This is a genomic window from Allobosea sp. P2_B12 (assembly GCF_056404835.1).
On the sequence record NZ_JBFUDG010000005.1, the window covers coordinates 186,719 to 209,521 of the forward strand.

21 protein-coding genes are annotated in these 22,803 nt (G+C 64.3%); 10 read left to right on the forward strand and 11 right to left on the reverse strand.

Features of this window, described 5'->3' with window-relative positions; translation table 11 throughout:
* On the reverse strand, positions 1 to 903 hold the full coding sequence (locus tag AC1DYU_RS14525; protein WP_476792237.1) for a protein-methionine-sulfoxide reductase heme-binding subunit MsrQ: 903 nt from the start codon (positions 901 to 903) through the stop codon (positions 1 to 3).
* Positions 904 to 1,028: 125 nt separating this feature from the next.
* Here AC1DYU_RS14525 and AC1DYU_RS14530 point away from each other — a divergent pair, with 125 nt between their 5' ends.
* Complete coding sequence (locus tag AC1DYU_RS14530) at positions 1,029 to 1,643, forward strand: HAD family hydrolase (protein WP_476792238.1); 615 nt, start codon at positions 1,029 to 1,031, stop codon at positions 1,641 to 1,643.
* Between the two features lie 335 nt (positions 1,644 to 1,978).
* Here AC1DYU_RS14530 and AC1DYU_RS14535 read toward each other — a convergent pair whose 3' ends face one another.
* Positions 1,979 to 2,887: a sugar phosphate isomerase/epimerase family protein gene (locus AC1DYU_RS14535; RefSeq protein WP_476792239.1), complete on the reverse strand. Its 909-nt coding sequence runs from the start codon at positions 2,885 to 2,887 to the stop codon at positions 1,979 to 1,981.
* A 194-nt stretch (positions 2,888 to 3,081) separates the two neighbouring features.
* Between AC1DYU_RS14535 and mgrA the strand changes: the two genes are divergently transcribed.
* Complete coding sequence (mgrA, locus tag AC1DYU_RS14540; protein WP_476792240.1) at positions 3,082 to 4,104, forward strand: L-glyceraldehyde 3-phosphate reductase; 1,023 nt, start codon at positions 3,082 to 3,084, stop codon at positions 4,102 to 4,104.
* A gap of 16 nt (positions 4,105 to 4,120) precedes the next feature.
* Here the strand turns inward: mgrA and AC1DYU_RS14545 are convergent, their stop codons facing one another.
* Complete coding sequence (locus AC1DYU_RS14545) at positions 4,121 to 5,233, reverse strand: glycosyltransferase family 2 protein (protein WP_476792241.1); 1,113 nt, start codon at positions 5,231 to 5,233, stop codon at positions 4,121 to 4,123.
* Between the two features lie 451 nt (positions 5,234 to 5,684).
* On the opposite strand from AC1DYU_RS14545, the gene AC1DYU_RS14550 reads away from it, so the two are divergent.
* From AC1DYU_RS14550 to AC1DYU_RS14580, 7 genes are all read left to right on the forward strand, one after another.
* Positions 5,685 to 7,658, forward strand: a complete 1,974-nt coding sequence (locus AC1DYU_RS14550) for a hypothetical protein (protein WP_476792242.1) — start codon at positions 5,685 to 5,687, stop codon at positions 7,656 to 7,658.
* Positions 7,659 to 7,820: 162 nt separating this feature from the next.
* Positions 7,821 to 8,711 carry a sugar nucleotide-binding protein gene (locus AC1DYU_RS14555; RefSeq protein ID WP_476792243.1) on the forward strand — a complete coding sequence of 297 codons (891 nt, stop codon included), beginning with the start codon at positions 7,821 to 7,823 and terminating at the stop codon, positions 8,709 to 8,711.
* A gap of 16 nt (positions 8,712 to 8,727) precedes the next feature.
* On the forward strand, positions 8,728 to 9,990 hold the full coding sequence (locus AC1DYU_RS14560; protein ID WP_476792244.1) for a methyltransferase domain-containing protein: 1,263 nt from the start codon (positions 8,728 to 8,730) through the stop codon (positions 9,988 to 9,990).
* Positions 9,991 to 10,033: 43 nt separating this feature from the next.
* On the forward strand, positions 10,034 to 10,714 hold the full coding sequence (locus AC1DYU_RS14565; protein WP_476792245.1) for a class I SAM-dependent methyltransferase: 681 nt from the start codon (positions 10,034 to 10,036) through the stop codon (positions 10,712 to 10,714).
* A 99-nt stretch (positions 10,715 to 10,813) separates the two neighbouring features.
* The gene (locus AC1DYU_RS14570; protein WP_476792246.1) at positions 10,814 to 11,344 is read left to right on the forward strand and encodes a WbuC family cupin fold metalloprotein; all 531 of its coding nucleotides are present in this window, start codon (positions 10,814 to 10,816) and stop codon (positions 11,342 to 11,344) included.
* Positions 11,345 to 11,426: 82 nt separating this feature from the next.
* Positions 11,427 to 12,632 carry a methyltransferase domain-containing protein gene (locus tag AC1DYU_RS14575; RefSeq protein WP_476792247.1) on the forward strand — a complete coding sequence of 402 codons (1,206 nt, stop codon included), beginning with the start codon at positions 11,427 to 11,429 and terminating at the stop codon, positions 12,630 to 12,632.
* Between the two features lie 96 nt (positions 12,633 to 12,728).
* Positions 12,729 to 13,538 carry a hypothetical protein gene (locus tag AC1DYU_RS14580; RefSeq protein ID WP_476792248.1) on the forward strand — a complete coding sequence of 270 codons (810 nt, stop codon included), beginning with the start codon at positions 12,729 to 12,731 and terminating at the stop codon, positions 13,536 to 13,538.
* Here AC1DYU_RS14580 and AC1DYU_RS14585 read toward each other — a convergent pair whose 3' ends face one another.
* The gene (locus tag AC1DYU_RS14585; RefSeq protein WP_476792249.1) at positions 13,539 to 14,642 is read right to left on the reverse strand and encodes an ABC transporter ATP-binding protein; all 1,104 of its coding nucleotides are present in this window, start codon (positions 14,640 to 14,642) and stop codon (positions 13,539 to 13,541) included. It abuts the gene before it with no gap.
* A 13-nt stretch (positions 14,643 to 14,655) separates the two neighbouring features.
* Positions 14,656 to 15,501: an ABC transporter permease gene (locus AC1DYU_RS14590; RefSeq protein WP_476792250.1), complete on the reverse strand. Its 846-nt coding sequence runs from the start codon at positions 15,499 to 15,501 to the stop codon at positions 14,656 to 14,658.
* A 181-nt stretch (positions 15,502 to 15,682) separates the two neighbouring features.
* On the opposite strand from AC1DYU_RS14590, the gene AC1DYU_RS14595 reads away from it, so the two are divergent.
* A complete protein-coding gene (locus tag AC1DYU_RS14595; RefSeq protein ID WP_476792251.1) occupies positions 15,683 to 15,982 on the forward strand; it encodes a hypothetical protein in 300 nt (99 codons plus the stop codon).
* 16 nt (positions 15,983 to 15,998) lie between these two features.
* Here the strand turns inward: AC1DYU_RS14595 and AC1DYU_RS14600 are convergent, their stop codons facing one another.
* From AC1DYU_RS14600 to AC1DYU_RS14625, 6 genes are all read right to left on the reverse strand, one after another.
* Positions 15,999 to 17,585 (reverse strand): hypothetical protein, encoded by a 1,587-nt coding sequence (locus tag AC1DYU_RS14600; protein WP_476792252.1) that lies wholly within the window; start codon positions 17,583 to 17,585, stop codon positions 15,999 to 16,001.
* The gene (locus AC1DYU_RS14605) at positions 17,560 to 19,095 is read right to left on the reverse strand and encodes an MBOAT family O-acyltransferase (RefSeq protein WP_476792253.1); all 1,536 of its coding nucleotides are present in this window, start codon (positions 19,093 to 19,095) and stop codon (positions 17,560 to 17,562) included. The genes AC1DYU_RS14600 and AC1DYU_RS14605 overlap by 26 nt, the downstream gene beginning before the upstream one ends.
* 306 nt (positions 19,096 to 19,401) lie before the next feature.
* Positions 19,402 to 20,064 (reverse strand): class I SAM-dependent methyltransferase, encoded by a 663-nt coding sequence (locus tag AC1DYU_RS14610; protein ID WP_476792254.1) that lies wholly within the window; start codon positions 20,062 to 20,064, stop codon positions 19,402 to 19,404.
* A 52-nt stretch (positions 20,065 to 20,116) separates the two neighbouring features.
* Positions 20,117 to 21,139 carry an aminoglycoside phosphotransferase family protein gene (locus tag AC1DYU_RS14615; protein WP_476792255.1) on the reverse strand — a complete coding sequence of 341 codons (1,023 nt, stop codon included), beginning with the start codon at positions 21,137 to 21,139 and terminating at the stop codon, positions 20,117 to 20,119.
* Positions 21,129 to 21,731 carry a hypothetical protein gene (locus AC1DYU_RS14620; RefSeq protein WP_476792256.1) on the reverse strand — a complete coding sequence of 201 codons (603 nt, stop codon included), beginning with the start codon at positions 21,729 to 21,731 and terminating at the stop codon, positions 21,129 to 21,131. Before AC1DYU_RS14620 ends, AC1DYU_RS14615 begins: the two co-directional genes overlap by 11 nt.
* Before the next feature lie 25 nt (positions 21,732 to 21,756).
* Positions 21,757 to 22,794, reverse strand: coding sequence for a zinc-binding dehydrogenase (locus tag AC1DYU_RS14625; RefSeq protein WP_158484446.1), 1,038 nt, complete (start codon positions 22,792 to 22,794; stop codon positions 21,757 to 21,759).
* Positions 22,795 to 22,803 lie beyond the last annotated feature (9 nt).

Genomic DNA, 22,803 nt, shown 5'->3' on the forward strand with positions numbered 1-22,803 from the left:
TCAAGGGGCAGCGCGCGCCGGCTCGCTCGCCTGCATCCTGCGGGCCGGCCTTGCCTTGGGCCGGCGAAACGCATGGCCGAGCGCGACCGCAAGTCCCGCGAGCGCCACCCAATGTCCGGGCCGCAGCGAGGCGATGTCCTGGTAGATCACGATGTCGGCATTGGCCTGGAACACCAGCCAAGCCGAGGCGCCGGTCGCAAACGCGTACCAGGCCGTCTCGCAGAGCGCGGTCGCAAGCCCCGTCGCCAGTGCCGCCGCGATCAGGACGGGTGGCGTCGTGGCGATCTTCAGCTTGTCGAGCCCGCGATAGACCATCAGCAGCGCGAACAGCCCGGTCATCAGCACGGGCTGGGTGACATCGATCTTCGATTGCAGGGCGAAATGCAGCAGGCCGAGCATCGTGATGACATAGATGAGATTATGCAGGCGCTGCCAGTTCTTTGCGCCCATCCGCCGGATCATGCCGTCGGTCGAAGTCACCCCCAGTGCGACCAGCCCGGTCAGGGCGGTGATGCCGACGAGCAGGTAGAAGCGCTTGACGATCTCGGAGAGGATCAGCCCCCAGTCGAAGGCGAGATCGATGCAGTAGAGCGTCAGATGGCCGAGCGCATAGGCGAGCACGGAGAGCCCGAGCATCCGGCGGACGCCGATCAGCTTGCTCCAGTCGAGGATGCGCCGCAGGGGCGAGACGGCGAGCGTAACCAGCAGCAGCCGCACGGCCCAGGTGCCGGTGTCGTGGACCGCTTGCGTCCAGGGTTTCGAGCCGAGCTGGCCCATCCAAGCGTCGATCGCCAGAAGCAACGCGGGCACGAGCACCAGCGCGAACGCCGTGGCGCGCAGGCCCGAGAGACGCCCCTGCCGGTCCGTCCATGGCAGCCATGAGCTGATCCACACTGGGCTCATGCCATTCTCCTCGTTGCATTCTCCCCATCGGATACGCGAGAGTTCGCGCATCTGTCTCGCGCAAGCGCACACAAGGGCGTGAACGCTTGCCGGTGCTGCTACCTCTCATCCGACGGAAACGAGCCATGCCTGCCACGACGCCAACCGTAGTCTTCGATGTCGGCAATGTCCTGATCCGCTGGGACCCGCTGCTGGTCTATCGCGAGATGATTCCCGATGACGAGAAGCGCGCCTGGTTCATGCAGAATGTCTGCACGGCAGCCTGGAACATCGAGCAGGATCGCGGCCGGAGCTGGGCGGAGGCGGTCGCCCTGCTCGTCGCCAGCCATCCCGAATGGGAGAGCCAGATCAGGGCCTATGACGAGCGCTGGCATGAGGCGGTGCCGGGCACCATCGAGGATAGCGTCGCGGTGCTGGAAGAGCTGAAGGCGCGGGGCGAAAAGGTCTATGCCATCACCAATTTCTCGCGCGAGAAATGGGCCGAGTGCCTGATCCGCTTTCCCTTCCTGCAGAGCTTCGACGGCGTTGTCGTTTCGGCTCATGAGCGCGTCATCAAGCCCGATCCGGCGATCTACCAGATCTTGTTTCAGCGCTACGGGCTCGTGGCGGGCGACTGCATCTTCATCGACGACAGCGCGAAGAACATCGAGACCGCACGCGCTGTGGGCATGAAGGGCGTGCATTTCGTCGAACCGATCGACCTGCGCCTGGAGCTGCGAAAACTGGGCGTCGCGACATAGGCACCGTGACGCCGAAACACGATTGACGTTCATGAAAGGGAACATGCACGTCTGAGTTGGGTTGAGCCTTCATAAGCTGAAGGAAATTTCCATATGTCCAAAAATATTACAGTCGAGCGGCATGACAACGGGTGGTGTCTGAAGGACGCTCAGGGCAATTGCCTGATTGTTACGCCTGACCGCACAGGCTTGGATCGAATCCTCCAGCAGATGAGCGTTTCGCAAGCCACAGACAAATTGCACGCCGCGCGCCATACCGTTGCCGGCGCGGCTGGCTCCAATTTAATACTTGCGTTGCCTTGAGGCGCTGCGGCGCCTGGATCACAGTCAAAGCCTCACGCTCCAATGCGCGCCTTGGCAGCAAGTGCCCGCGTCGCGGTCAAGCACTCGTCCACCGCGTACCAGAGCCGGGGATTGAGTTCGATGTTGAACAGCACTCCTTCGGGGAAGTTGCAGCGTTCCATCAGCGCCGCCCACGGAATCGCGCCCCATCCGACGGGCAGATGCAGATCGCCGTGGCCGAAAGCGAACTTTTCGCTCGGAAAGACGGTCTCGATCGCATCGGCAAGTCCGAATGAATCATGCATGTGCAGATGCTTGGCGAAGGGCGCCAGTGTCGCGACCTCGGCGAGGTAGTCGCCGCCGACATAGCCGAGCCTGAGGAAGGCATGGCTGAAGTCCAGCGTCGCCCAGACATGGGAATGCCCGATGGCTTCGATTTCGCGGGCCAGCCGCGATGGCAGCGAGGCATGCATCTTGCCGTGGTGATCGCCGAACATGGTCTCGACGCAGAGCAGCACGCCGCAGTCGCGCGCCACGTCGCCTGCCTTCGACAGCCATTCGCGCTGGCGGGCATAGGTCGCTTCGATCACCTCTGCCGGCTGCACCGGCATCACGCCGGAATGCATGACGTAATGCATCGCGCCGACCTCGCCGGCGACCTCCAGCGACGCCTTCAGCACATCGAAATGGCGCGGCAGCCGGGCCGGTTCGTCGAAGAAGTTGATGACCAGCGGGCCATGCACGCTGTAGCCGAAGGGCCGGCCGGCGCAGGCGCGCTTCAGCAGGTCCAGATGCGGCCGGCGGATGCGCCCGCCGACGACGAGGTCCATCGCGCAGGTCGGCAGTTCCGCCGAGTCGACGCCAAGGCGCTCGACCCGGTCGAGCAGCGCCGGCAGGTCGGAGAGATCGCTGGCCGGTTGTCCGGCTGTGATGCCGACGCCGCGAACACCGCTGGGATACATGGCAAGGCTCCGGTCTGATGCGCGACGAACGGCGGGTTCCAGCGTCGGGCGCCGGCCGGGCGTGGTCAGCATGATTGAGGCAGGCGCACAAGCTCGATTCGCGAAAGGCGGCCTCACACCATGGCTGCTGCGGGCGGCGTGGCGTCGGGCTAACATCACCTGAGAACAATGATGCGAGGGAGCGAGGCGAGCCGATGGCCAGCGAAACCAGATATGACACGATGACCTATAACCGCTGCGGGCGCAGCGGCCTGAAGCTCCCGGCCCTCTCGCTCGGCCTCTGGCACAATTTCGGCGAGACGACGGCGCCCGATACCGGCCGCCGGATCTGCCGGACCGCCTTCGATCTCGGCATCACCCATTTCGATCTCGCCAATAATTACGGGCCGCCGCCAGGCTCCGCCGAGACCGCCTTCGGGACGATCCTGCGCCAGGATTTCGCCGCCCATCGCGACGAAATGGTGATCTCGACCAAGGCCGGCTACCGGATGTGGCCTGGCCCCTATGGCGAATGGGGCAGCCGCAAATATCTGCTCTCAAGTCTCGACCAGAGCCTGAAGCGGATGAAGCTCGACTATGTCGACATCTTCTATTCGCATCGCTTTGACCCCGAGACGCCGCTCGAGGAAACGATGGGCGCGCTCGACACCGCCGTGCGCCAGGGCAAGGCGCTCTATGTCGGTCTGTCCTCATACAACTCGCGGCGCACCCGCGAGGCGGCTGCGATCCTGCGCAGCCTCGGCACACCCTGCCTGATCCACCAGCCGAGCTATTCGATGATCAACCGCTGGATCGAGGAGGACGGCTTGCTCGACACCCTCGACCAGGAGGGCATCGGCTCGATCGTGTTCTCGCCGCTGGCCCAGGGCATGCTGACCTCGAAATATCTCGGCGGCGTGCCAGAAGGCAGCCGCGCGGCCAGGAAGGCGCCGTCGTTCCGCGAGGGCTTCCTCAGCGACGACAATCTACGGCGCATCACTGCGCTCAACGAGATCGCAGCCGGCCGCGGCCAGAGCCTCGCCCAGATGGCGATCGCCTGGGTATTGCGCGGCGGCCGCGTCACCTCGGCACTGATCGGCGCGAGCCGCGCCGAACAGGTCGAGGACTGCGTCGCAGCCCTGAAGCGGCCCGACTTCAGCGCCGAGGAACTGGTGCTGATCGACCAGCACGCGGGCGAAGGCGGCGTGAACATCTGGGCTGCGTCTGCCGAGCGGTGAGGTGGTCGGCCTAGGCTCAGGCCGGGCCGTCTTCCAGGCCTGCTCCTCGCCATGACGGGAAGGCCAGGCGGCTGAGCTTGGTGGCGGCGAGCCCGATGAAGGAGGTCGGCCGCTCGCGCAGCGTCAGCCAGCTCAGCGCGATCAGGCGGCCGATGCGGCCGCCGAACCTGGCCGCGCTGCCCAGCACGGCACGGCCGAGCGGCCCACGGGCGCTCACCTGTGTCAGGATCGCCGCGTTCATCGGCTCCGATTCCGCCGCGATCCGCCCGACGCCGAAGCGCCACCGACGCGCGAACACGGCCGGATACCATGCTGGGAAGGCGGGATCGGCGCTCATACGCTTCAGCGCCGTCGCCAGCATGGCGAGGCTGGCTGCAGGATCGCCCGCCTGCTGGCGGGAGAGACCCTGCGAACTGATCCGCCAGATCATGCCGAGATGCGGCACAAAACAGCAGCCATGCAGCAGAGCAAGGCGGCGCATCGCATAGGCATCGGCGAAGGCGCCAAACGTGGCATCGAACCCGCCATTCGCGGTCATCAGATCGCGGCGCATGACCGCAGTCCCGGTCAGGATCCAGTTGTCGATCCGGCGGAAGCTCTCGGCGACCTTGGCGGGACTGAGGAAGCACGCCGAATAGGCGGGCCGCACAGGTGGCCGATAGCCGACTGTGCCGGTGTCGAGGTCCTGCACGGCGCCCTCGCAGCACGCGAAGGCCGCCTGTGGATGGGAGGCCAGGATGCCGAGCATGGCGGAAAACAGGCCGGGCCGCGTCACGTCGTCGGCCGCGCCGAAATAGACATAGTCGCCTCGTGCCTCGATCAGTCCACGATTGAGCGCCGCGATGGCGCCGCCATTCGTGTCCAGCGCGACGATCCGCAGGGTCGGATACTTGGCGGCGAGCTTCGCCAGCACGGCAAGGCTGTCATCGCGCGAAGCGTCGTCGACGACCACGATCTCGTCGGGCGCCGGCGTCTGGGCGGCAAGCGCGCGTATCGCCTCCCCGATGACCGCGCCGTGATTGTAGTTCGGGACGATGGCGCTCAGGCGAAGGGGGCGCTGCGGCTCCTCTGTCGATCGAATGTCCGTGCGCGGGGTGTCCGCCTGGCTGTGCAAATCGGGTGTCGTCACGTCTGACCTCGGCCGCCCGGCCTGATGGGAAGAACAAGCCCCACGGCAGGTATCGCCGAGCATGGTCCTGCGAAAGCACGGGTGCGATGCCCGAAAACGGTCCCTGCGAAGGCGGAGCCGAGGACATAACCGCCAATCGCGATCGTGCCAAGGAGTATGGACGGCCGAGGTGGTCTGCGACTTGCAACCCACCGCCCTCTAAGCTAGGGGCTGGCGGGCCGTCCGCGAAAGCCCATGCCGGGATTTACGGTGTGGACAGTTGACGGATGCCCAGCGCGGGCTGATTGCCCAAAAGATGAATCTCACGATGCTGGTGTAAAGTCGTTGGAAAATCAAACCAACGATGCAACTCTTATCTTCGGACGCCGTTGCGTTAGCGGAGACCAACATGGATTCCTGTTACGGACGTTGAGGGTATCGGCGCCGCAGGTTCTTGAATGCAGGCTGTGATATGACTGACAAGATCAAGATCAAGTTCCTCACAGCCATCTGGGGGGCGCGCTATATCGAAGAGTTCGCGCGCGTCTCGCTTCCTTCCTATCTCGCGCCGGGCAACCTGCCCTATCTGGCGGCGCAGACGGAACTCGAAGTCCTGATCCTGACGACCAGCGACAGTCGCGCCAAGTTCGACGAGATGCCGATCTTCGCCAAACTGGCGCAGCTCTGCACGGTTCGCTACATGCTGATCGACGATCTCATCACCTCGGGCAATTACGGCGTCACGCTGACGCTGGCCTATGCGCGCGGCATTCAGGAGAGCGGCGAGGCGCAGACCGAGACCACCTTCGTCTTTATGAATTCGGATTTCGTGCTGGCCGACGGCTCGCTCCACGGGCTCGTCGACAAGCTGCGCGAGGGCCACCGCTGCGTGATGGCGCCGTCGTTGCGTGCCCGGGCGGAAATCGCACTTCCCCTGCTGACTGATGTCGTCGATCAGGAGACGGACACGCTCGTCATGGCTCCGCGCGACATGGTCAGGATGACCTTCGAAAATCTGCATCCGACGGTCATCGCCAAGACTGCGACCCAGAACTTCGTCACCTGCTCGACGCACAACCAGATCTACTGGCAGGTCGACAGGAACACGCTGCTCGCGCGCTACCACCTGATCTTCATGCTGGCGATCAAGCCCGAAGTGCCGATGCCGGCAGTGAATTCCTATTGCGACTATGGCTTCGTCCCGGAGCTCGTGCCGTCGGGCGAGTTCACCGTCATGGATGATTCGGACGATTTCTACATGCTCGAACTGCAGCCATCCTGGCAGGAGAAGCAGTTCGTTCATTGCGGCCGTTCGACGCCGGAGAAGATCGCCTCCGAGCTTTCGGTCTGGACCACCCGCGAGCACCGCCGTTTTGCCGAGGTCGATATCGTCTTCCGCACCGGTGATCTGCCGGCGACCCTGCCCGCGGCCCGTGAGAAGATGGCCGCCTTCGCCGCCGAGGTTCACAGGCGCATGACGCCTCCCGTCACCCATGTCGATCACTTCTACTGGGTCATGGGCCTTCAGGCCTGGCATTCCCTCAGGGAAATGACCAACCCCTCCGATTCGTCCGAGCCGGGCGAGCTCGACACAGTCGGGGAGTCCGGGGACCAGTTTGGTATCAAGCCTGTCGTAGGTCCGCCTGTGAGCTTTCGCTCGCGCCTCAAGAGCTTGGCGATGCGCAACTATGTCGGGCTCATCGCCAAGGTCCGGGTTCTCGCAGGCGCGAAGCCCAACGTCGCGAGATGGCACCATTCCTGGCTGGATTCACGGCTGATCCTGAACTGGCTGCGCCAGATCGGCGATAAGGACGTGACGCGCAACCTGCTGGTCTGCGGTTCCGACAGTTGGCTCGGCATGTCGGTTGCGCGCGAAGACCGGTTCGACGTGGAGTACGGTATCCAGCAGTTCGTGGACGCCTATCGGGAACTTGATGCCGACGAGCGAACGAGGATCTCAGGCCGTTACGACAATATTCTTCTGCACACGACCCGCTCGGACGTTCGCAGTACAGCCGCGGCACTGGACATCCTCACCCAATATCTCGCTCCCGGTGGCAGCATGGCCGTCTATATCGAGCATGTGAATGGCGAGGTCGATCCGAGCAATTTCTCCATCGAACTGGCCCAGTATTCCGAAGAGGTGCTGCCGCCGAGCTGGATCGGCTATGACGTTGCCGCGCGCTTTGTGGGCGGCGCCGCCAAGCGCAGGCTGCGGCTGATGGAGCGGCGGCTGTTTCGCCATCTCACCCCGTCATCGGTCTGGCGGCTTCCGCTCCTCGTCCTGGCCGTGGGACTCTGGCCGCTCGTCGCGGGGATGACCGCGATCAACAATTTTCGGAACCGCGAGATTGGCGACATCTGTCCCGAATTCTGCAGCAGCGCTCTGATCGTGATGCGTGCGAATGGTGAGGTGCTCGCCGGCGGCCAAGCCTCGCGGGGATGAGGCCGTTTGCAGATATTTCGGAGTGCGGCAGTTCGCGCGGTCTCTCGGCGCGACGTCGGCAGAATGCGCGGCTGCTTGGAGTTCAATGTTGACAAAGCAAGAACTGGCGTGGTTTCGCATCGGCCCACGTATGGCGCCCGATCCGATCAGGTTGAGATCAGAATGACAGAGAGTTCGGCGTATTTGGTCGTCGGTGGCGACAGCTTCGTCGGCGGTAGCGTCGTCGAGGCACTGCGTCGTCGCGGCCACAGGGCGCTCGCCAGCACGCGTCGTCAGGAGACCGTGGGTTCGGATCGCGTCTTCCTGGATTTCGAGCAGCCCGAGGCTTTCCGCGCTCCCGCCGAGGTGAAATACGCCTATCTGATCGCAGCCGCGACGAACTACGACCGCTGCGAGACCGATCCGATGGCGCGTGTCATCAATGTGGATCTGATCCCGCGAACCGTCGCGTCGCTGCTCGAGCAAGGGCTCCACGTCACCTTCATCTCGACCAATTCGGTGTTCGGCGGCGAGCGCCCCTGGCCGCATGAGGATGATCCCCACGCGCCGGGCATCGCCTACGCGCAGCAGAAATCGGATGGCGAAGCGGTCGTTCTGGCTGCCGCCGACAGGCTGGGTGCGCGCGATCGGCTGAACATCACCCGCCTCACCAAGATCATGAATGCGGGCGTTTCGCCGGTTCCGGGTTGGGTCGCGGCCTGGAAGCGTGGCGAGGCGGTGGAGCCGTTCGAGGATCTGGTTTTCGCCCCGATCTCGGTAAATTTCGTCGGCGAGGCGCTCGCGACGCTGGGCGAGAAGCGGCTCTCGGGCAACCTCCACCTCTCAGGTGCCGAGAATGTCAGCTATGTCGCCTTCGCCCATGCCCTGGCCTCACGCCTCGGCGTCGACAAGGCCTTGATCAAACCGACCACATCGGTCGCCAAGGGTATCCACATCGCCTTCAAGCCGCGCTACAGCGGGCTGGGCATGACCAGGACCACGCAACTCAGCGGCGTCGAGCCGCAGCCGCTGGATCGCCTCATCGACGATCTCGTCGCGGATCTGCGCAGCTGACCGGAGATTTTCGTCCATGAGCGACTTCATCCATCGCGGCTCCTGCCGTCTCTGCGACTCCAAGAATCTCGAGCGCGTCGTCGATCTCGATCCGATCCCGCTCTCCGAGAACTACACCTCCGACTCCGCCTCGGCGAAGGCCCGCAAGCGCTATCCGGTCGACGTCTATATGTGCGCCGATTGCGGCCATGTGCAGCAGCTCGACGTGATCAACTCCAAGGATCTCTGGGCCTCCTACACCTATTATTCGGGTGAGGCGAAAGGCATGCCGGAGCATTTCCAGCAGGTCGCCGATCGTATCCTGACCAAGGCGTCGCCCGAGAAGGGCGCGCTGGTCATCGACATCGGCAGCAATGACGGCTCGCTGCTGAAGCCGTTCCAGAAGGCTGGCATGAAAGTGCTCGGCATCGACCCCGCGGAGGAAGCTGCCCAGCGCGCCAACGATGCCGGGGTCGAAACGATCTGTTCGCTGATGACGCGCGATCTCGCCGAGAAGATTCGCGCCGAGCGTGGCCCGGCGCAGGTGATCTGTGCCTTCAACGTCTTCGCCCATGCCGACGATCTCGGCGAGATGGCCGATTGCGTGCGCATGATGCTGGCGCCCGACGGGCTGTTCTTCTTCGAGGCGCAGTACCTGCTCGACATCATCGACGGCGTTTTGATCGCAACCATCTTCCACGAGCATATGAGCCACCATTCGGTGACGCCGCTGGCGCGCTTCCTCGACGCGCATGGGCTCGAACTGATCGCGGTCCAGCGCGCCCGCATCCAGCATGGCTCGCTGATCGGCACGGTTCAGTTGAAGGGCGCGGGCCGCCCGGTCGAGGCGTCGGTCTCCGAGATTCTCGCGCTGGAAGAGCAGCGCAACCTGACCAAGCTCGACACGTTGCGTGAATTCGGCCGCACCATCGCGACGCTGCGCGAGCGGACTGCCGCGCTGATCAAGGACTTCAAGGCGCAGGGAAAGACGATCGCCGGCTATGGCGCGGCACGCAGCGGCCCGACGCTGATCACGCAGCTCGGACTCACGGGTGCGCTCGACTACATCGTCGACGACCACCCGCAGAAGGTCGGCAAATACGAGACCGGCGACGGCGTCTTCATCGTGCCCACGGCCGAGCTATTGGCCCGGCAGCCCGATTACACGGTCATCCTCGCCTGGGTGCATTCGCAGAAAATCATCGATACCAATCAGGAATACCTGAACCGGGGAGGGCATTTCGTGGTCCTCTGCCCGGAAACGCGCGTCGTCGGCAAGGACGGGGACGTCAAAATCTGACGGCAATCGCGCCTCCGCGAGAGGCGAAAGGGGTACCAAAGCCATGGATACGCAGAAGACCAAGGAACCACAGTACCAGGTCATCGTCGAGGCCGCGACCAAGCGCGGCGTCGAGACCTTCGGCCTGCGCAGCAGCGAGAGCTGGCATGAGGATCCCAAGCACCTCGTCTTCCGGCTGGCGCGCTACAAGTTCGTCGCCAAGATGTTCTCGGGCCGCAAGCATGTGCTTGAGGTCGGCTGCGGCGATGCTTTCGGCACCCGCATCGTCCAGGCCGAGGTCGGCAAGCTGACCGGCATCGATTTCGATCCGGTCTTCATCGACGACGTCAACGCCCGCATGGTCGATCGCTGGAAGTTCGACGCCAAGGTCCATGACATGCTCGACGGTCCGGTCCCCGGCGAGTTCGACGGCGTCTATGCGCTCGACGTGCTGGAGCATATCGACCCGGCGCAGGAGAAGCTGTTCCTGAAGAACTCCTTCGCCCCGCTCGGCAAGGACGGTGCCGGCATCATCGGCCTGCCTTCGCTGGAGAGCCAGCCCTACGCCTCGCCGCAGTCCAAGGCCGGCCATGTCAACTGCAAGTCGGCACCTGATCTGAAGAAGCTGATGCAGGAGTATTTCCACAATGTCTTCGTCTTCAGCATGAACGACGAGGTCGTCCACACCGGCTTCCACAAGATGGCGAACTACGTCTTCGCGATCGGCGCCGGCAAGCGCGATTGAGCGTGATCGGCCTCGCAGCATTGCGAAGCCACGGCCGGCCTGGCGCGATGGCGGCAGGCCGCAACCGGCTCGAGAATGCCCCGGGTCAGGGACCAAGCCATGGATGAGCTGCCCGCGCGCCTGCGCACGATCTCTCCCGAGGTTCTGTATTCCGACGGCGGCTTCCTCGCGGTCGACGGGCAACTCGTCGATATCCTGAAGGCGCGCGCCCGCGTGGCGCCGCGCCGGCGCTGCCGGCTCTGCTTCCATGCCGACAGCCACGACGCCCAGCAGGAGATGCTGATCGTCATGCACCGTGATTCCTACGTCCAGCCGCATTGCCATATCGGCAAGGTCGAGACGCTCTCGATCATCGAGGGCGTAGCGGACGCTCTGCTGTTCTCGCCCGACGGGGCGCTGACCGGAACGGTCGTGATGTCGCCGGCAGCCGAGGGCGGTGCGTTTTTCTATCGGATGCCCGAGCGGCAATATCACAGCCTGCGTTTCCGCTCGGAATGGCTCGTCTTCGTCGAGACCACGATCGGCCCGTTCGATCGCTCGACGACGCAAACCGGAACCTGGTCGCCGCCGGAGACCGAACCTGCTGCCGGCCATGCCTTCCTGGCCGCTCTTGCTGGGCCTGTCGGCTGAGCGAAGCTTGCCTTGGCTTCCCACGCGGCGTGAGTCCGTGTAAGCCCCCGTCCTGCCTGGTTTGTAACGTCTGGAATCTGTGATGGCCTGTCTGGTTTGTGGCTCAGCATCCGTGGTCGAGCGTCTCGATGTCGGGCGTCACCCCGTCGCGACCTTCTACCTGCAGAGCCAGGACGCGCCGGAGCGGGATTTCCGCCTCGCGGTCGGCCAGTGCGAGGCCTGCGGCACGATCCAGAGCACGCAGATCGTGCCGCATGATGCGCTGATCCCGCCCTATGACTGGCTGTTTGCCCGCGAGCCGGAAGAGCATCTCGACGAGGTGGTCGACCAGATCGCGGCTCTGCCGGGCCTGGGCCCCGACAGTATCATCGGCGCCCTGACCTACAAGGACGACACCACGGTCGAGCGCTTCCGGCGCAAGGGTTTCACCAACACCTGGCGGGTGAAGCTCGACGAGGATCTCGGCGTCGCCAACCCCGCCGCCAACATTGAGACGGTGCAGAAGCTGACGAACCCGGCGCGCATGGCGGAGATCGCCGCCCGCCGCGGCGCGGCCGACGTCCTGATCGTGCGCCACATCACCGAGCATGCCGAGAACCTGATCGATTTCATCCAGGGGCTGGCGGCGCTGGTGAAGCCGGGCGGGGTGCTGATGCTCGAGGTGCCCGACTGCACCGATAATCTGCGGCTGAAGGACTACTGCATGATCTGGGAGGAGCACTCGCTCTATCTCACGCCCGCGACCTTCGCCGCGCTCAGCTCGATCGGCGGCTTCGAGCCGATCCGCACCGACGTCTATCCGCGCCCCTTCGAGAACTCGCTCGTCCAGCTCGCCCGCAAGACCGGCACGCCCGGCCAGGTCCGGATCTCGCCCGAGATGAAGGCCGAGGTCGGCCTGCTCACGGCCTATGCCGACGCCTATGAGCCGGCCAAGCGCGAGCTGCGCTCCAAGCTGGAGCGCGTGCGCGCCGAGAAGGGGCCGATCGCGCTGTTCGGCGCCGGCCATCTCGCCTGCGCCTTCGCCAATTTCATGGATGTCGCCGATCTGATCGACTTCGTCGCCGACGACACGCCACAGAAGATCGCCAAGTTCCTGCCCGGCGCGCGCCTGCCGATCCTGCCCTCGTCCGCCCTGGTCGAACGCAATGTCGCGGTCTGCCTGCTGGCGCTGTCGATCAACAACGAGAACGCCGTGATCGCCCGCAACGACGCCTTCACGCAGGCCGGTGGCGAGTTCCGCTCGATCTTCCGGGCCAGTTCGCGGTCGATCTTCGCCGACACGCTCTAGCTTTGGATATGCTACAGGCGGCACCCGCCGTCGCTGACGGGCCTGCGGCCCACGGATGAATCACAAGAACACGGGAGTGGGTCAATGGGAATTCGAATGGACGTCGTCCATATCATGGAGGGTTACGGCATCCTCGGCGCGGGTCGCAAGATCCTCGATTTCGGCAGCTCCAACCTCTATGGCGCGACCGCCGAGCAGATCATTGCCTTCGTGAAGCGACACAATGCCAACCCGCGCGCCGATCTGCAGAGCTGGGCGGAGAAGCTCGCCGCCGGTTCGGGCACCGATGCCGGTGGCACCAACCTGAACGGCTCGTTCTTCGGCGAACTCATCGAAGAGGCCGGGATGGGTTATGACGCCATCGACATCGCCGATGGCTACAAGACGACGATCGTCGACCTCAACTCGATGCGCCTGCCCCCGCATATGGTCGGCGCCTATGACAGCGTCATCAACTGCGGCACGAGCGAGCATATCCTCAACCAGATGAACACCTTTCTGGCCGTGCATGTGGCGACGAAGGCGGGCGGCCTGATCATGCATCAGGTCCCCAGCATCGGCTATGTCGACCATGGCTACTTCTGCTACACGAGCCGCTTCTTCTTCGATCTCGCCGGCTACAACCAGTATGAGGTCGTCGATATGTGGTATGACGGCCCGGCCGCGCAGGAGAATGTCTTCGCCTCGGCGCGCCAGTACCAGAGCTACTTCCCGTCCCTGACGGCGCGCCTCGACAAGATCGGCAAGGTCGAGCGCGAGACCATGCAGGACCAGCTCAACATCCCGATGATCTCGATCGCGCTGGTCTACCGGAAGAACCTCGACGTGGCATTCATGGGCACGGTCGAGACCAGCACCAGCGTCGGCGCGGTGCCGGACGCCGTTCTGGGCACCTACCAGCGCTGATCAGCCTGAGGTCGGCTCCGCGGTCTCGGGCTTGCCCGCGACCGCGATGGCCCGTTCCTGCAGCTCCCGGCTCAGATCGCTCGGCGCCGATTCCAGAATCAGGCGCAATCGGGCGATCAGATCCAGCCGCGACGGGTCGCCGTTGAGCACGGCCAGCAGCATCCGGACCTCGACATCCGCCGGCACCGGCTTGCCCTGCGCCACCAGCACCGCGACATAGCGCTGCCACATCGCCATGTCGTCGGGCGAAACCTGCAGCGCATAGCGCAGTCCTTGCTCCTCCAGGTCGAGCGGCGGCTTCTCGCCGCGCTTGGCCATGTCGGTGGCAAGCACATAGGCGCGATTGAGACCTTCCGCATTGTCGGCACTGGCCGAGGCGATCACCGCCGTGCGGTAGGATTCGACCACGTCCTGGGCCGGGCCGTCCGAAATGATGCGGCCATGCTCCAGCATGATGCAGCGCGTGCACATCTCGGCCAGCAGCGCCTCGGAGTGGGAGGCGATCACCAGGATCGACGAGCGCGCGATGAGATCCTTCATCTTCTGCGCCGCCTTCTGGGCGAACTGGGCGTCGCCCGTCGCCAGCCCTTCGTCGAGCAGCAGGATTTCGGGGTCGACCGCGGTGACGATCGAGAAGCCCAGCCGCGTCATCATGCCGGCCGAATAGATCCGCACCGGCAAATCGATGAAGTCGCCGAGTTCGGCGAAGTCGATGATCTCGTCCATCTTGGCGGCAATCTGCCGCCGCCCCAGCCCTAGATGCAGGCCGCAGGTCATGATGTTTTCGCGCCCGGTGCCGTCGACATTGATACCGGGTGTGGAGTTGAACAGGGTCGAGATGCTGCCGACGGTGGTGATCCTGCCGCGCGTGGGCGGGTAGGCGCCGGCCAACAGGCGCAGCATCGTGGTCTTGCCGGCGCCGTTATGGCCCATCAGCCCGAGCCGGTCGCCCTCGCGCAGCTCAAAGGAGATGTCGCGCAGGGCCGTGACCACGCCGCGCGCGATGTCGATCTCGCCACCGGTGCGGGACACGCCGCCCTTGTGGCTGCGCGAGAGCGAGATGGGCAACTCCACCCATGCGTTTTCGACCGTCAAACGGGCCATCGGATGAGGTCCTTCAGTACCAGTAGGCCAGGCGGTCGCGGTAGTGACCATAAGACCAGATCGTCACGGCCGAGCCGACGATCAGTGTCCCGATCACCCAGAGCCAGCTCACCGGATCCGGCATGGTGCCAAGCAACGGGTCGCGCACGATCCGCACGAGATGGTAAAACGGGTTGAAGTCTGCCGCGAAGGCGAGATTGGCGCCCAGCAGATTCTTGGGCCAGAACACCGGCGTCACGAACATCAGGATCTGCATGCCGCTGGCGATGGCGGGGCCGAGGTCGCGCCGGCGCAGGCACATCATGCCGACGAGCAGGCTCATCCAGATTCCGTTGGCGATCACCAGCACCAGACCGGGGATCGCGAGCAGCGCCGTCCAGCCCGGCGAATGCAGCGTGCCGACCATGATCAGGACGTAGAGGATGAAATGGTGCCCGAACAGCAGCAGGGCCCGCCAGACATGGGCGAAGGCAAAGGCAAGGTACGGGAACCTCATCGACAGCGCCGTTGACTGCCCCGCGATGATGATGCTGGTCCCGTCGGTGATCAGCGAGGCGATCAGGCTCCAGACGATGATGCTGGTGCCGACGAAGCGGAAATACTCGCGCGGATCCTGCCGCAGGATCGTGCTCCAGACCACACCCATGGTGAGCACGAAGGCGGCGAGCCCCAGCGTGTGCCAGAAGGGTCCGAGCCGGGTGCGCCGGAAACGCCAGATCACATCGATCCAACCCGCATGAACCCAGACCGGCGCGAGCCGCATCGTCTCCGCGAAATCCTGGGCGGTCACGGCCAGAGGGCCACCGGGTGTCGGCGAGATGACGGGCCGCTTGGCGGCGCGGTGGGCTGTATCGGTCATGATGGCGAGCTTATAGGACCCGGATTGGCAGAAGTCATGTCAATCCTGTGCTGTGCCTACGCGATAAGGGTACATTGCCGCAACTCTTCTCCGCGCCCGCATGACGATAGCCGGGCGAGGTCCGGCCAGCAGCGGAACATCGCTGCGTGGGGAGGGTTGATCACTGTCACAGGAGGGGATCATGCGCGATATCGAGATCGTTTCGATCGGCCAGGTGAACCGGGATCACGACCCGCCGGTTGCCGAAGCGCACACGAAAGTCTGGGTCGAAAACCTTCAGGTCCGCGAGCTGGAGGCGGTGGACGTGACCGTTCAGGTCGTGTGGGAGGAAGGTGACTCGGACCAGGCCATGCGCGTCAAGGTCCTCGAGGAAACGCGCTCGGCGTTGCGCCACGCGCTGAGCGTCTGTGAATTGACCAGCGAGGACGACCTTGGCAAGGAACTGCTTGCGCCGGTGACGCAGGACCTGGAGCCCGCATGATCAGGATCCAGCCGCCTCAGGCGGCTGGCCTGATCTCCATGCGCGCCACCATCAGTTCCGGGCCGTTCGCTGTAGCGTGGAGTTCGTCGCCGGCCCATATGGCCTTGCCGCGCGTCGACAGCATGAACTCGACCCAACCATTGAAGCGTCGCGTCTCCTCCTGCGGCAGCGCGAAGCGCAGGTAGCGCGTCTCGCCCTCCTGAACATCCGGAAGTCGCGTCGCCGCAACACCGTAGATACCGACGCTGACATCGCGCAGTACGGCGTCCGCTTCCTTGTTGATGACAGCGATGCGTAATTCCTGCGCCACAGCTGGGTTCACGCGTGCATAGGCCAGAGCCTCGTAGCGGCCTTGTCTGATGCGGCGGAATTGGTGTGCGCCGGCCTTCTCGGTGTCAGAGAAGCCGTAAACGGTGGGAAATGCCGCCATGTCGAGCGTCACTTCCCCTGGAGCGACATAGGGCAGCTTCTTGCCGGTGGCGGGCGGCAGTTTAGGCAGGAGCTCGCCAAGGAACTGGCCGACACGATGCGAGCTTTCGACGGCATAGGGCGTGCCGACATGCGAGAACACCGAGAACTTGCTGTCCGGCCAGTAGTCGATGTTCAGGATCGAGACATCGGTGTGCTTCTGCGCATAGGCGTTGAGTTCCCGCGTGATGCCGTCGGTGTCGAAGGTCTTCATGAAGGCTTCGCGCTGGAAGGATGCTGGCATGGGGTTCGCGGCGATGACGAGCCGCGCTCCATGCTCGCGGGCGAGCGCCAGATACTGGTCCAGCACGACGTCGATATAGGTACGGCGCGACAGCGTTTTCCAGTCGAACATCCATGGTACGCCGGCGACACCGGACACCGTGCCGTAATAGCGTGCCAGCCCGTCATCGTCGTAATGCGCAAGGCTGGGCTCGTTGCGCCTGATCATCTGGAACAGGCCGGCGATGTGGTCGTCGGGAATGTCTGTCTCGCGCGCCCAGCCGCCGCTGGGTGCAATGATGTCGCGCAGCATCTGATAACCAGCATTCGCGACGAGAGGTCGGTCGGACTGGTTCAGGCTGCCGTTCAGATAGTAAAACTTGTCCGTCACCTCGCGCCGCAACCCGAGCGAGGGCACATGGAACAGCCGGTTAAAGGGGCTCGCGAACTCACGCTGTAGATCCGGCCCCATGATATCTTTGGCCGTCATCAGAGCCTCGCGCGGCGCGCCGCCGCCGGGCGTGAAGTAGAGCACGAGAACTTTGACCGTGCCGCTGCGCTCCATCATCCGCCGGGCCAGCGCGAGATAGCCCGGATAGCCGAGATTGGAGGCGACGCTGAGATTGAGGTAGCTGCGCCCGCCGAGATAGGATTCGACGATCGGCGATTGGACGGCGTGCAGCCCAGAGCTGTCGCCGACCTGCACGATGTCGGGCCGTACATCGTCGAACTGGCCGACCTTTTCCGTCACGAAGGCGCGCTGGACCGACTCCGTCTTGGCGAAGGAGTATTCTAGGAAGTTGTTTCGCTGGCTCTCGGGGCGCGGCGCCCACCAGGTCACCGCCGCCTCGATTGCAAAGAATCCCGCGACGGCCAGGCCGACCCAGCTAAAATGCGAAATAGATGAATTCACTGGCCTGCCTCCGGGCAAAGAAGATGATCCCGTAAAGAAAGATGAGAGCGAGCAGGGCTCGCGTGACCGTGTTCATCCGCAGGAACAGGTCCGGGAACTCGACATTGTGCCGCCGGCCGAGATAGTCGAGCACGAACACCGGCGCCGAGAACAGGATGAGCCCCCAGCCGAAGACGACAAGATACCAGTTTTCCGTCGTGAGCCCCTTGAGAACGCCCTCGCCGAAGGCCCACCATGCCGCAAAGCCGGCATTGTTGGCGGGAACATACTGGGAGTATCTCTGCAGCAGGTCGGGAATGATATGGAACGTCGCCATGATCGACGACCAGATCGGGCCGATCTGCTCCGGCGTGGCGCGGAAGAAGATCCAGCCGATGCAGACGAGATGGAAGAAGATGATCGCGGCGAGCGCCTTCCCGGCGAAACCGAACCGCGCCAACCATTGGTCGATCGGCACCAGACGGTAGAGGATCAGCAGCAGCCCGTGCCAGGCGCCCCACAGGATGAACAGGATGCCGGCGCCGTGCCAGAGACCACCGAGCAGCATCGTCAACATCAGGTTGCGCATCACGAACCAGGACGTGCCGCGGTTCCCGCCGAGCGGGACATAGAGATAGTCGCGCAGCCAGGTCGAGAGCGAGATGTGCCAGCGCCGCCAGAACTCCGACGGGTTCGTCGAGAAATACGGCGTCAGGAAGTTGCGCATCAACTCGACATTGAGCAGCTTCGCCGAGCCGCGCGCGATGGTCGAGTAGGCGGCAAAGTCGCAATAGATCTGGATCGCGAAACCATAAGCGAAGATCAGGCCCACGCCCGGCGGCAGCGGCGTCTTGGCGCCGGTGCCCATCATCTGGATGACGGTCTCGACGAGCCCACCGGCATTGTCGGCGAAAACGGTCTTCTGGAACAGGCCGAACAGGATCATGAAGATCGCCAGCGAGACGTTCTGCGCGCTGGGCAGCGGACGCGAGCGCGCGAGCTGAGGCAGGAGATCGCGTGCCCGCATGATCGGGCCAGCCACCAGATGCGGGAAGAAGGTGACGAACGAAATGTAGTCGACAACATTCCGGTAGGGGTGGAACTCCTTCCGGTAGATGTCGATCGTATAGCTCATCGACTGGAAGGTGTAAAACGAGATCGCCGGCGGCAGGACGATCATGATCACCGGGATCGCGACGCCCAGCGGTGCGAGCCAGCCGGAGAGGGCCGTTGTCAGCCAGGTCGTATATTTGAAGACGGCAAGCAAAGCGAGGTTTGCGACCACGCTGAGGATGACCATCCTCTTGGCCCAGGCTCGGCTTTTTGCGTCATGAACCTTCTGGCCGACCCAATAGTCGAGCAGTGCCGTGGCGAAGAGCGGCAGGAGGTACCAGAGTTCCGCAGATGCGTAGAAATACAGGCTCACCACGGCAACGAATAGGTTGCCATAAGCCGTCGTTCTCAGAAGCGCCCAACCGGTAACGACAAACGGCAGGAAGATGAAGATGTAGTTGATCGAATTAAAATGCATCAGACACAACGGTGCTCGTCAGCGGGCAATAGGCATCTTCCACGCACCGCCTTATGGCAGTCGATGAAGGGGGGGTAAAGCCGCTTTCGACCCTTCGGCGAGCTGGTTCCCAAGCAATTTGATTATAGTGGTTGCGGTTCGGATGGTATGGGCGGGCCGCGCCGCGGCGGCCAAATACGTTGAGGCCTCCCGGTTGTTCCGAAAAGCAGAACGCCGCTATGCCGTTGATGGAAAGCCGGGCGGCGCGTCACGGTCGCTCGCTGAATGGAACCCGCGCCGTGGGCAACGCGGGGTCCCGGCTCGATCTCACTCGAAGAAGATGAACTCGTGGTCGCCGGTGTAGCCGGTCTGCTTGAACACGAAGTCCCATTCCTCGGGGGTGTGGAAGGCGCGGCAGGTCATCTGCCAGTACATCAGGTTCACCTTCTCGCGCTCGTTGCGATAGCCCTCGACGCAGATGTACTTGCCGCCGCGGCTGACGCGCTCGATCTCCTTGAACGCTGCCCAGAGCTCGTAATTATAGAGGTTGTGCAGGGTGTTGATCGAGATGACGAGATCGAAATGGTCGTCGGGGAATGGCAGCTTCGTCGCATTCGCCACCTGGCAGAACGGCTTGACGCTCTCCATCGTGTGCGCGACGCCATAGGCCGAGATGTCGATGCCGGCGACCTCGATTCCCGGGCAGGCCTCTGTGAAGTCGTGCAGGATGAAGCCCTTGCCGGAGCCGACATCGAGCACGCGCATACCGGGCTTCAGCCCATAGGTCTGGACCATGGCATCGGCGACCTTGCGCCAGCGGCCGTCATATTTGTAGCCGCCATAGCCGGTCTCGCGGCTGCCGTCCCAGTAATCATAGTCCCACTTCAGGGCGAGGTCGGCGACCTCGGCCTTGTCGCGCTGGGTGACGCGGGCGACATAGTCGCGCGGCGTCGATTTGTGGATCAGGCCGACGAATTCGCGATAGGACATCAGTTGCGTTCCTTGGACTTGTCTAAGGGCTGGGCTCGTCTCAGGGTCGGTGTCAGCGTAGGCCGATCTCGGACAGCTTCGCCACGGCCTTGTCGAGCTGCGCGGCGCAGCGCGCCTCGCGCGAGCCGAGGTTGGCGAAGTCGCGGCGGGCGGCGTCCATCGGCAGGAAGTCGTTCAGGATGATGCAGGCCCATTTGATCCGGTAGGCATCGAGCAGCAGGTCGCAGCGCCGCCGGAAAGCGGCATCGAGTCCAAGTCCCTCAGTCAGGCTGTCGACGAAGGCGACGCGGTGGACCAGCGGCACCGGGATTTCCGGGCAGCAGAAGAAATCGCAGACCAGCTTGGCCGGGTCGTCACGGCCGGCATATTCGAAATCGATGAAGGAGGCCCGCCCGTCATCGTCGACCATGGCGTTGTGGAAGCCGAAATCTGACGGCGAGATGCACTGCGCTTCGGACGGCAGGGCGGTCGTGTCGGCATCGGCTGCGATCGTCGCACGCACCCTTTCCCAGGCGGGGACAAGTCCGGTCCGGACCAGCATCTCGGCGCGCTCGCGATGCGGCGCATCGGGATCGAGGGTCGCAAGTCGCGCCACGCGGCGATCGACGGTGGCGACATGGTCGGCGAGTGAGAAGCAGGCCTCCGAGCCCGGTTGCAGGCTCTCGGGTTGGCGCGGCGCACCGTTCGCAGCACGGATGAAACCGGCGGCCTGGGCGATCTGGCCAGCGTCGATCTCGGACGCCGCGAGCTTGCGGCCGGGAACCAGGCCGTAGAGCGCGGTGTGGCTCGCCCGCTCCTGCGCCAGCGGCTCGGGCACGACCCTGACGCCGCGCTCCCAGACATAAGTCAGGAAGCTCCACTCCGCGAAGAGCCGGTCGCGCGGGTCACGCGGGTCGGCGTGATAGCTCTTCAGGATCAGGGCGGGGCCGTCAGTCACCGCGACGGCGAAGACACGGTTGTTCTTGCCGCCGGCAAGCTGTTTCAGCGAGAGCGGCGTCGGACGCCGCGCCACCGCGCATAACCGCGCCGCAGCATCGAGGAGTTCGTCGCTGCCGAGCATCGGCTCAGGCGCCAAGCAGCGCGCTCTGGATCTGGGCCCAGCTCGCATGCCGCTCGAATTGGTCGAGGCTGCCGTGATGCCCATCGGGATCGAACAGGATGCCACGCATGCCGGCCGGAAAGCCGGTCATCGACAGGATCTCGGGCAGGTCGTCGATGAACACCTCGACGCCGAGCGAGGCGGCGCGCGCGACCTTCTCTTCCTTCGTCAGCTCGAAGAAGGCGTTCTCGCCACGTACGCCCTTGTCGCCGATGAAGCCGCGCGCTTCGAGGAAGCCGCGTGCGGCTTGATGCATGTCATAGGCCGGCCCTATCATCGGGGTCTTGGTCTTGTGGCTGACGATGAAGAGCTCGTGGCCGGCGGCATCGGCGGCCTTCAGAAAGGCGTCGAAGCCGGCATAGGGGGCCACAAGATCCATCCGGGCGCCATAGACATAGCCCTGCAGCTCGGTGAAGTCGTCCTTGCGGCCGGAGCCGTTGAGGAAATCGCGCACGGCGTTCTTCGATGCGCCGAGATCGGCCGGAATCAGGCCGCGCTCCAGCGCCGCCTTATGGAAGACGCCGTCATAGCAGGCGATGGTGTTGTCGAAATCGATGCCGATCCGCATGGCGGGCCCTTCCGTTCGGGCCGCCTCAGAGGCTCATGTCGATCAGCGGCCGGCCGACCTTGCCATCGGCGAGATCGTCGAGCGCCTGGCTGGCCTGGGCCAGCGAATAGGGCGCTGAGAGCAGCCCCTTGACCGGGAAGCGCCCACCACCGAGCAGACGGCCATAGCGGCCGTAGTCGCGGTCGGGCACGCTGTCGCCGCCCCAGGTGCCCATCAGGCTCTTGCCCTGGTTGAACACGCCCGGATTGAGCTTGAGTTCGGCGCCGTATTTGGCGTTACCGATGACGACGGCGCGGCCGCCCTGCTGGCGCGTCGCGTTGATCGCCTGGTCCATCACGGCCGGGATGCCCGAAGCCTCGACCGCGACGTCGACACCCTGCGGCACGATCTTCTTGATCTCGGCGATGACGTCGACATCGGTCGGGTCGATGACATGGGTCGCGCCATAGGTCTTGGCGAGCGCCCGGCGGGTCGGGCTCGGATCGATGCCGATCACCGGGGAGGCGCCGCCCAGGGCCGCCGCGAGGCAGGCATTGAGGCCGATGCCGCCGGTACCGAAGATCGCGATCGAATCGCCCGGCTGGAGCTTGAGGACGTTGTAGACGGCGCCCATGCCGGTCGGCGCGGCGCAGCCAAGCAGCACGGCGACATCCATCGGCAGGCTCTCGGGCACCAGCGTCAGGCGGTTCTCGCTGACCACGGCATGGCGCTGGAAGGTGGTGACGCCGCCGGCATTCACCTTCTTGTCGCCCCACATGTAGATCGCGCCGCCGGCCTCGATGCCCGAGCCCTTGATCCAGGACAGCACGACCTTGTCGCCGGCCTTGACCTTGGTGACGGCGGAGCCCGCCTCCAGCACCGTGCCGGTGCCCTCATGGCCGAGGCAATGGGGAACCCATTTGTCCTCGCCCTTGAGGCCGCGCGCTTCCATGACCTGCGTACCGCAGGCGCCGGAATAGGCGATCTCGACCAGGACCTGACCGGGCTTGAGCGCCGGGATCTCGATCTCGACGAGTTCGAGCGGCTGGCCGGTCTGGACGAGGAGGGCGGCAAGGGTTTTCATCGGATGTCC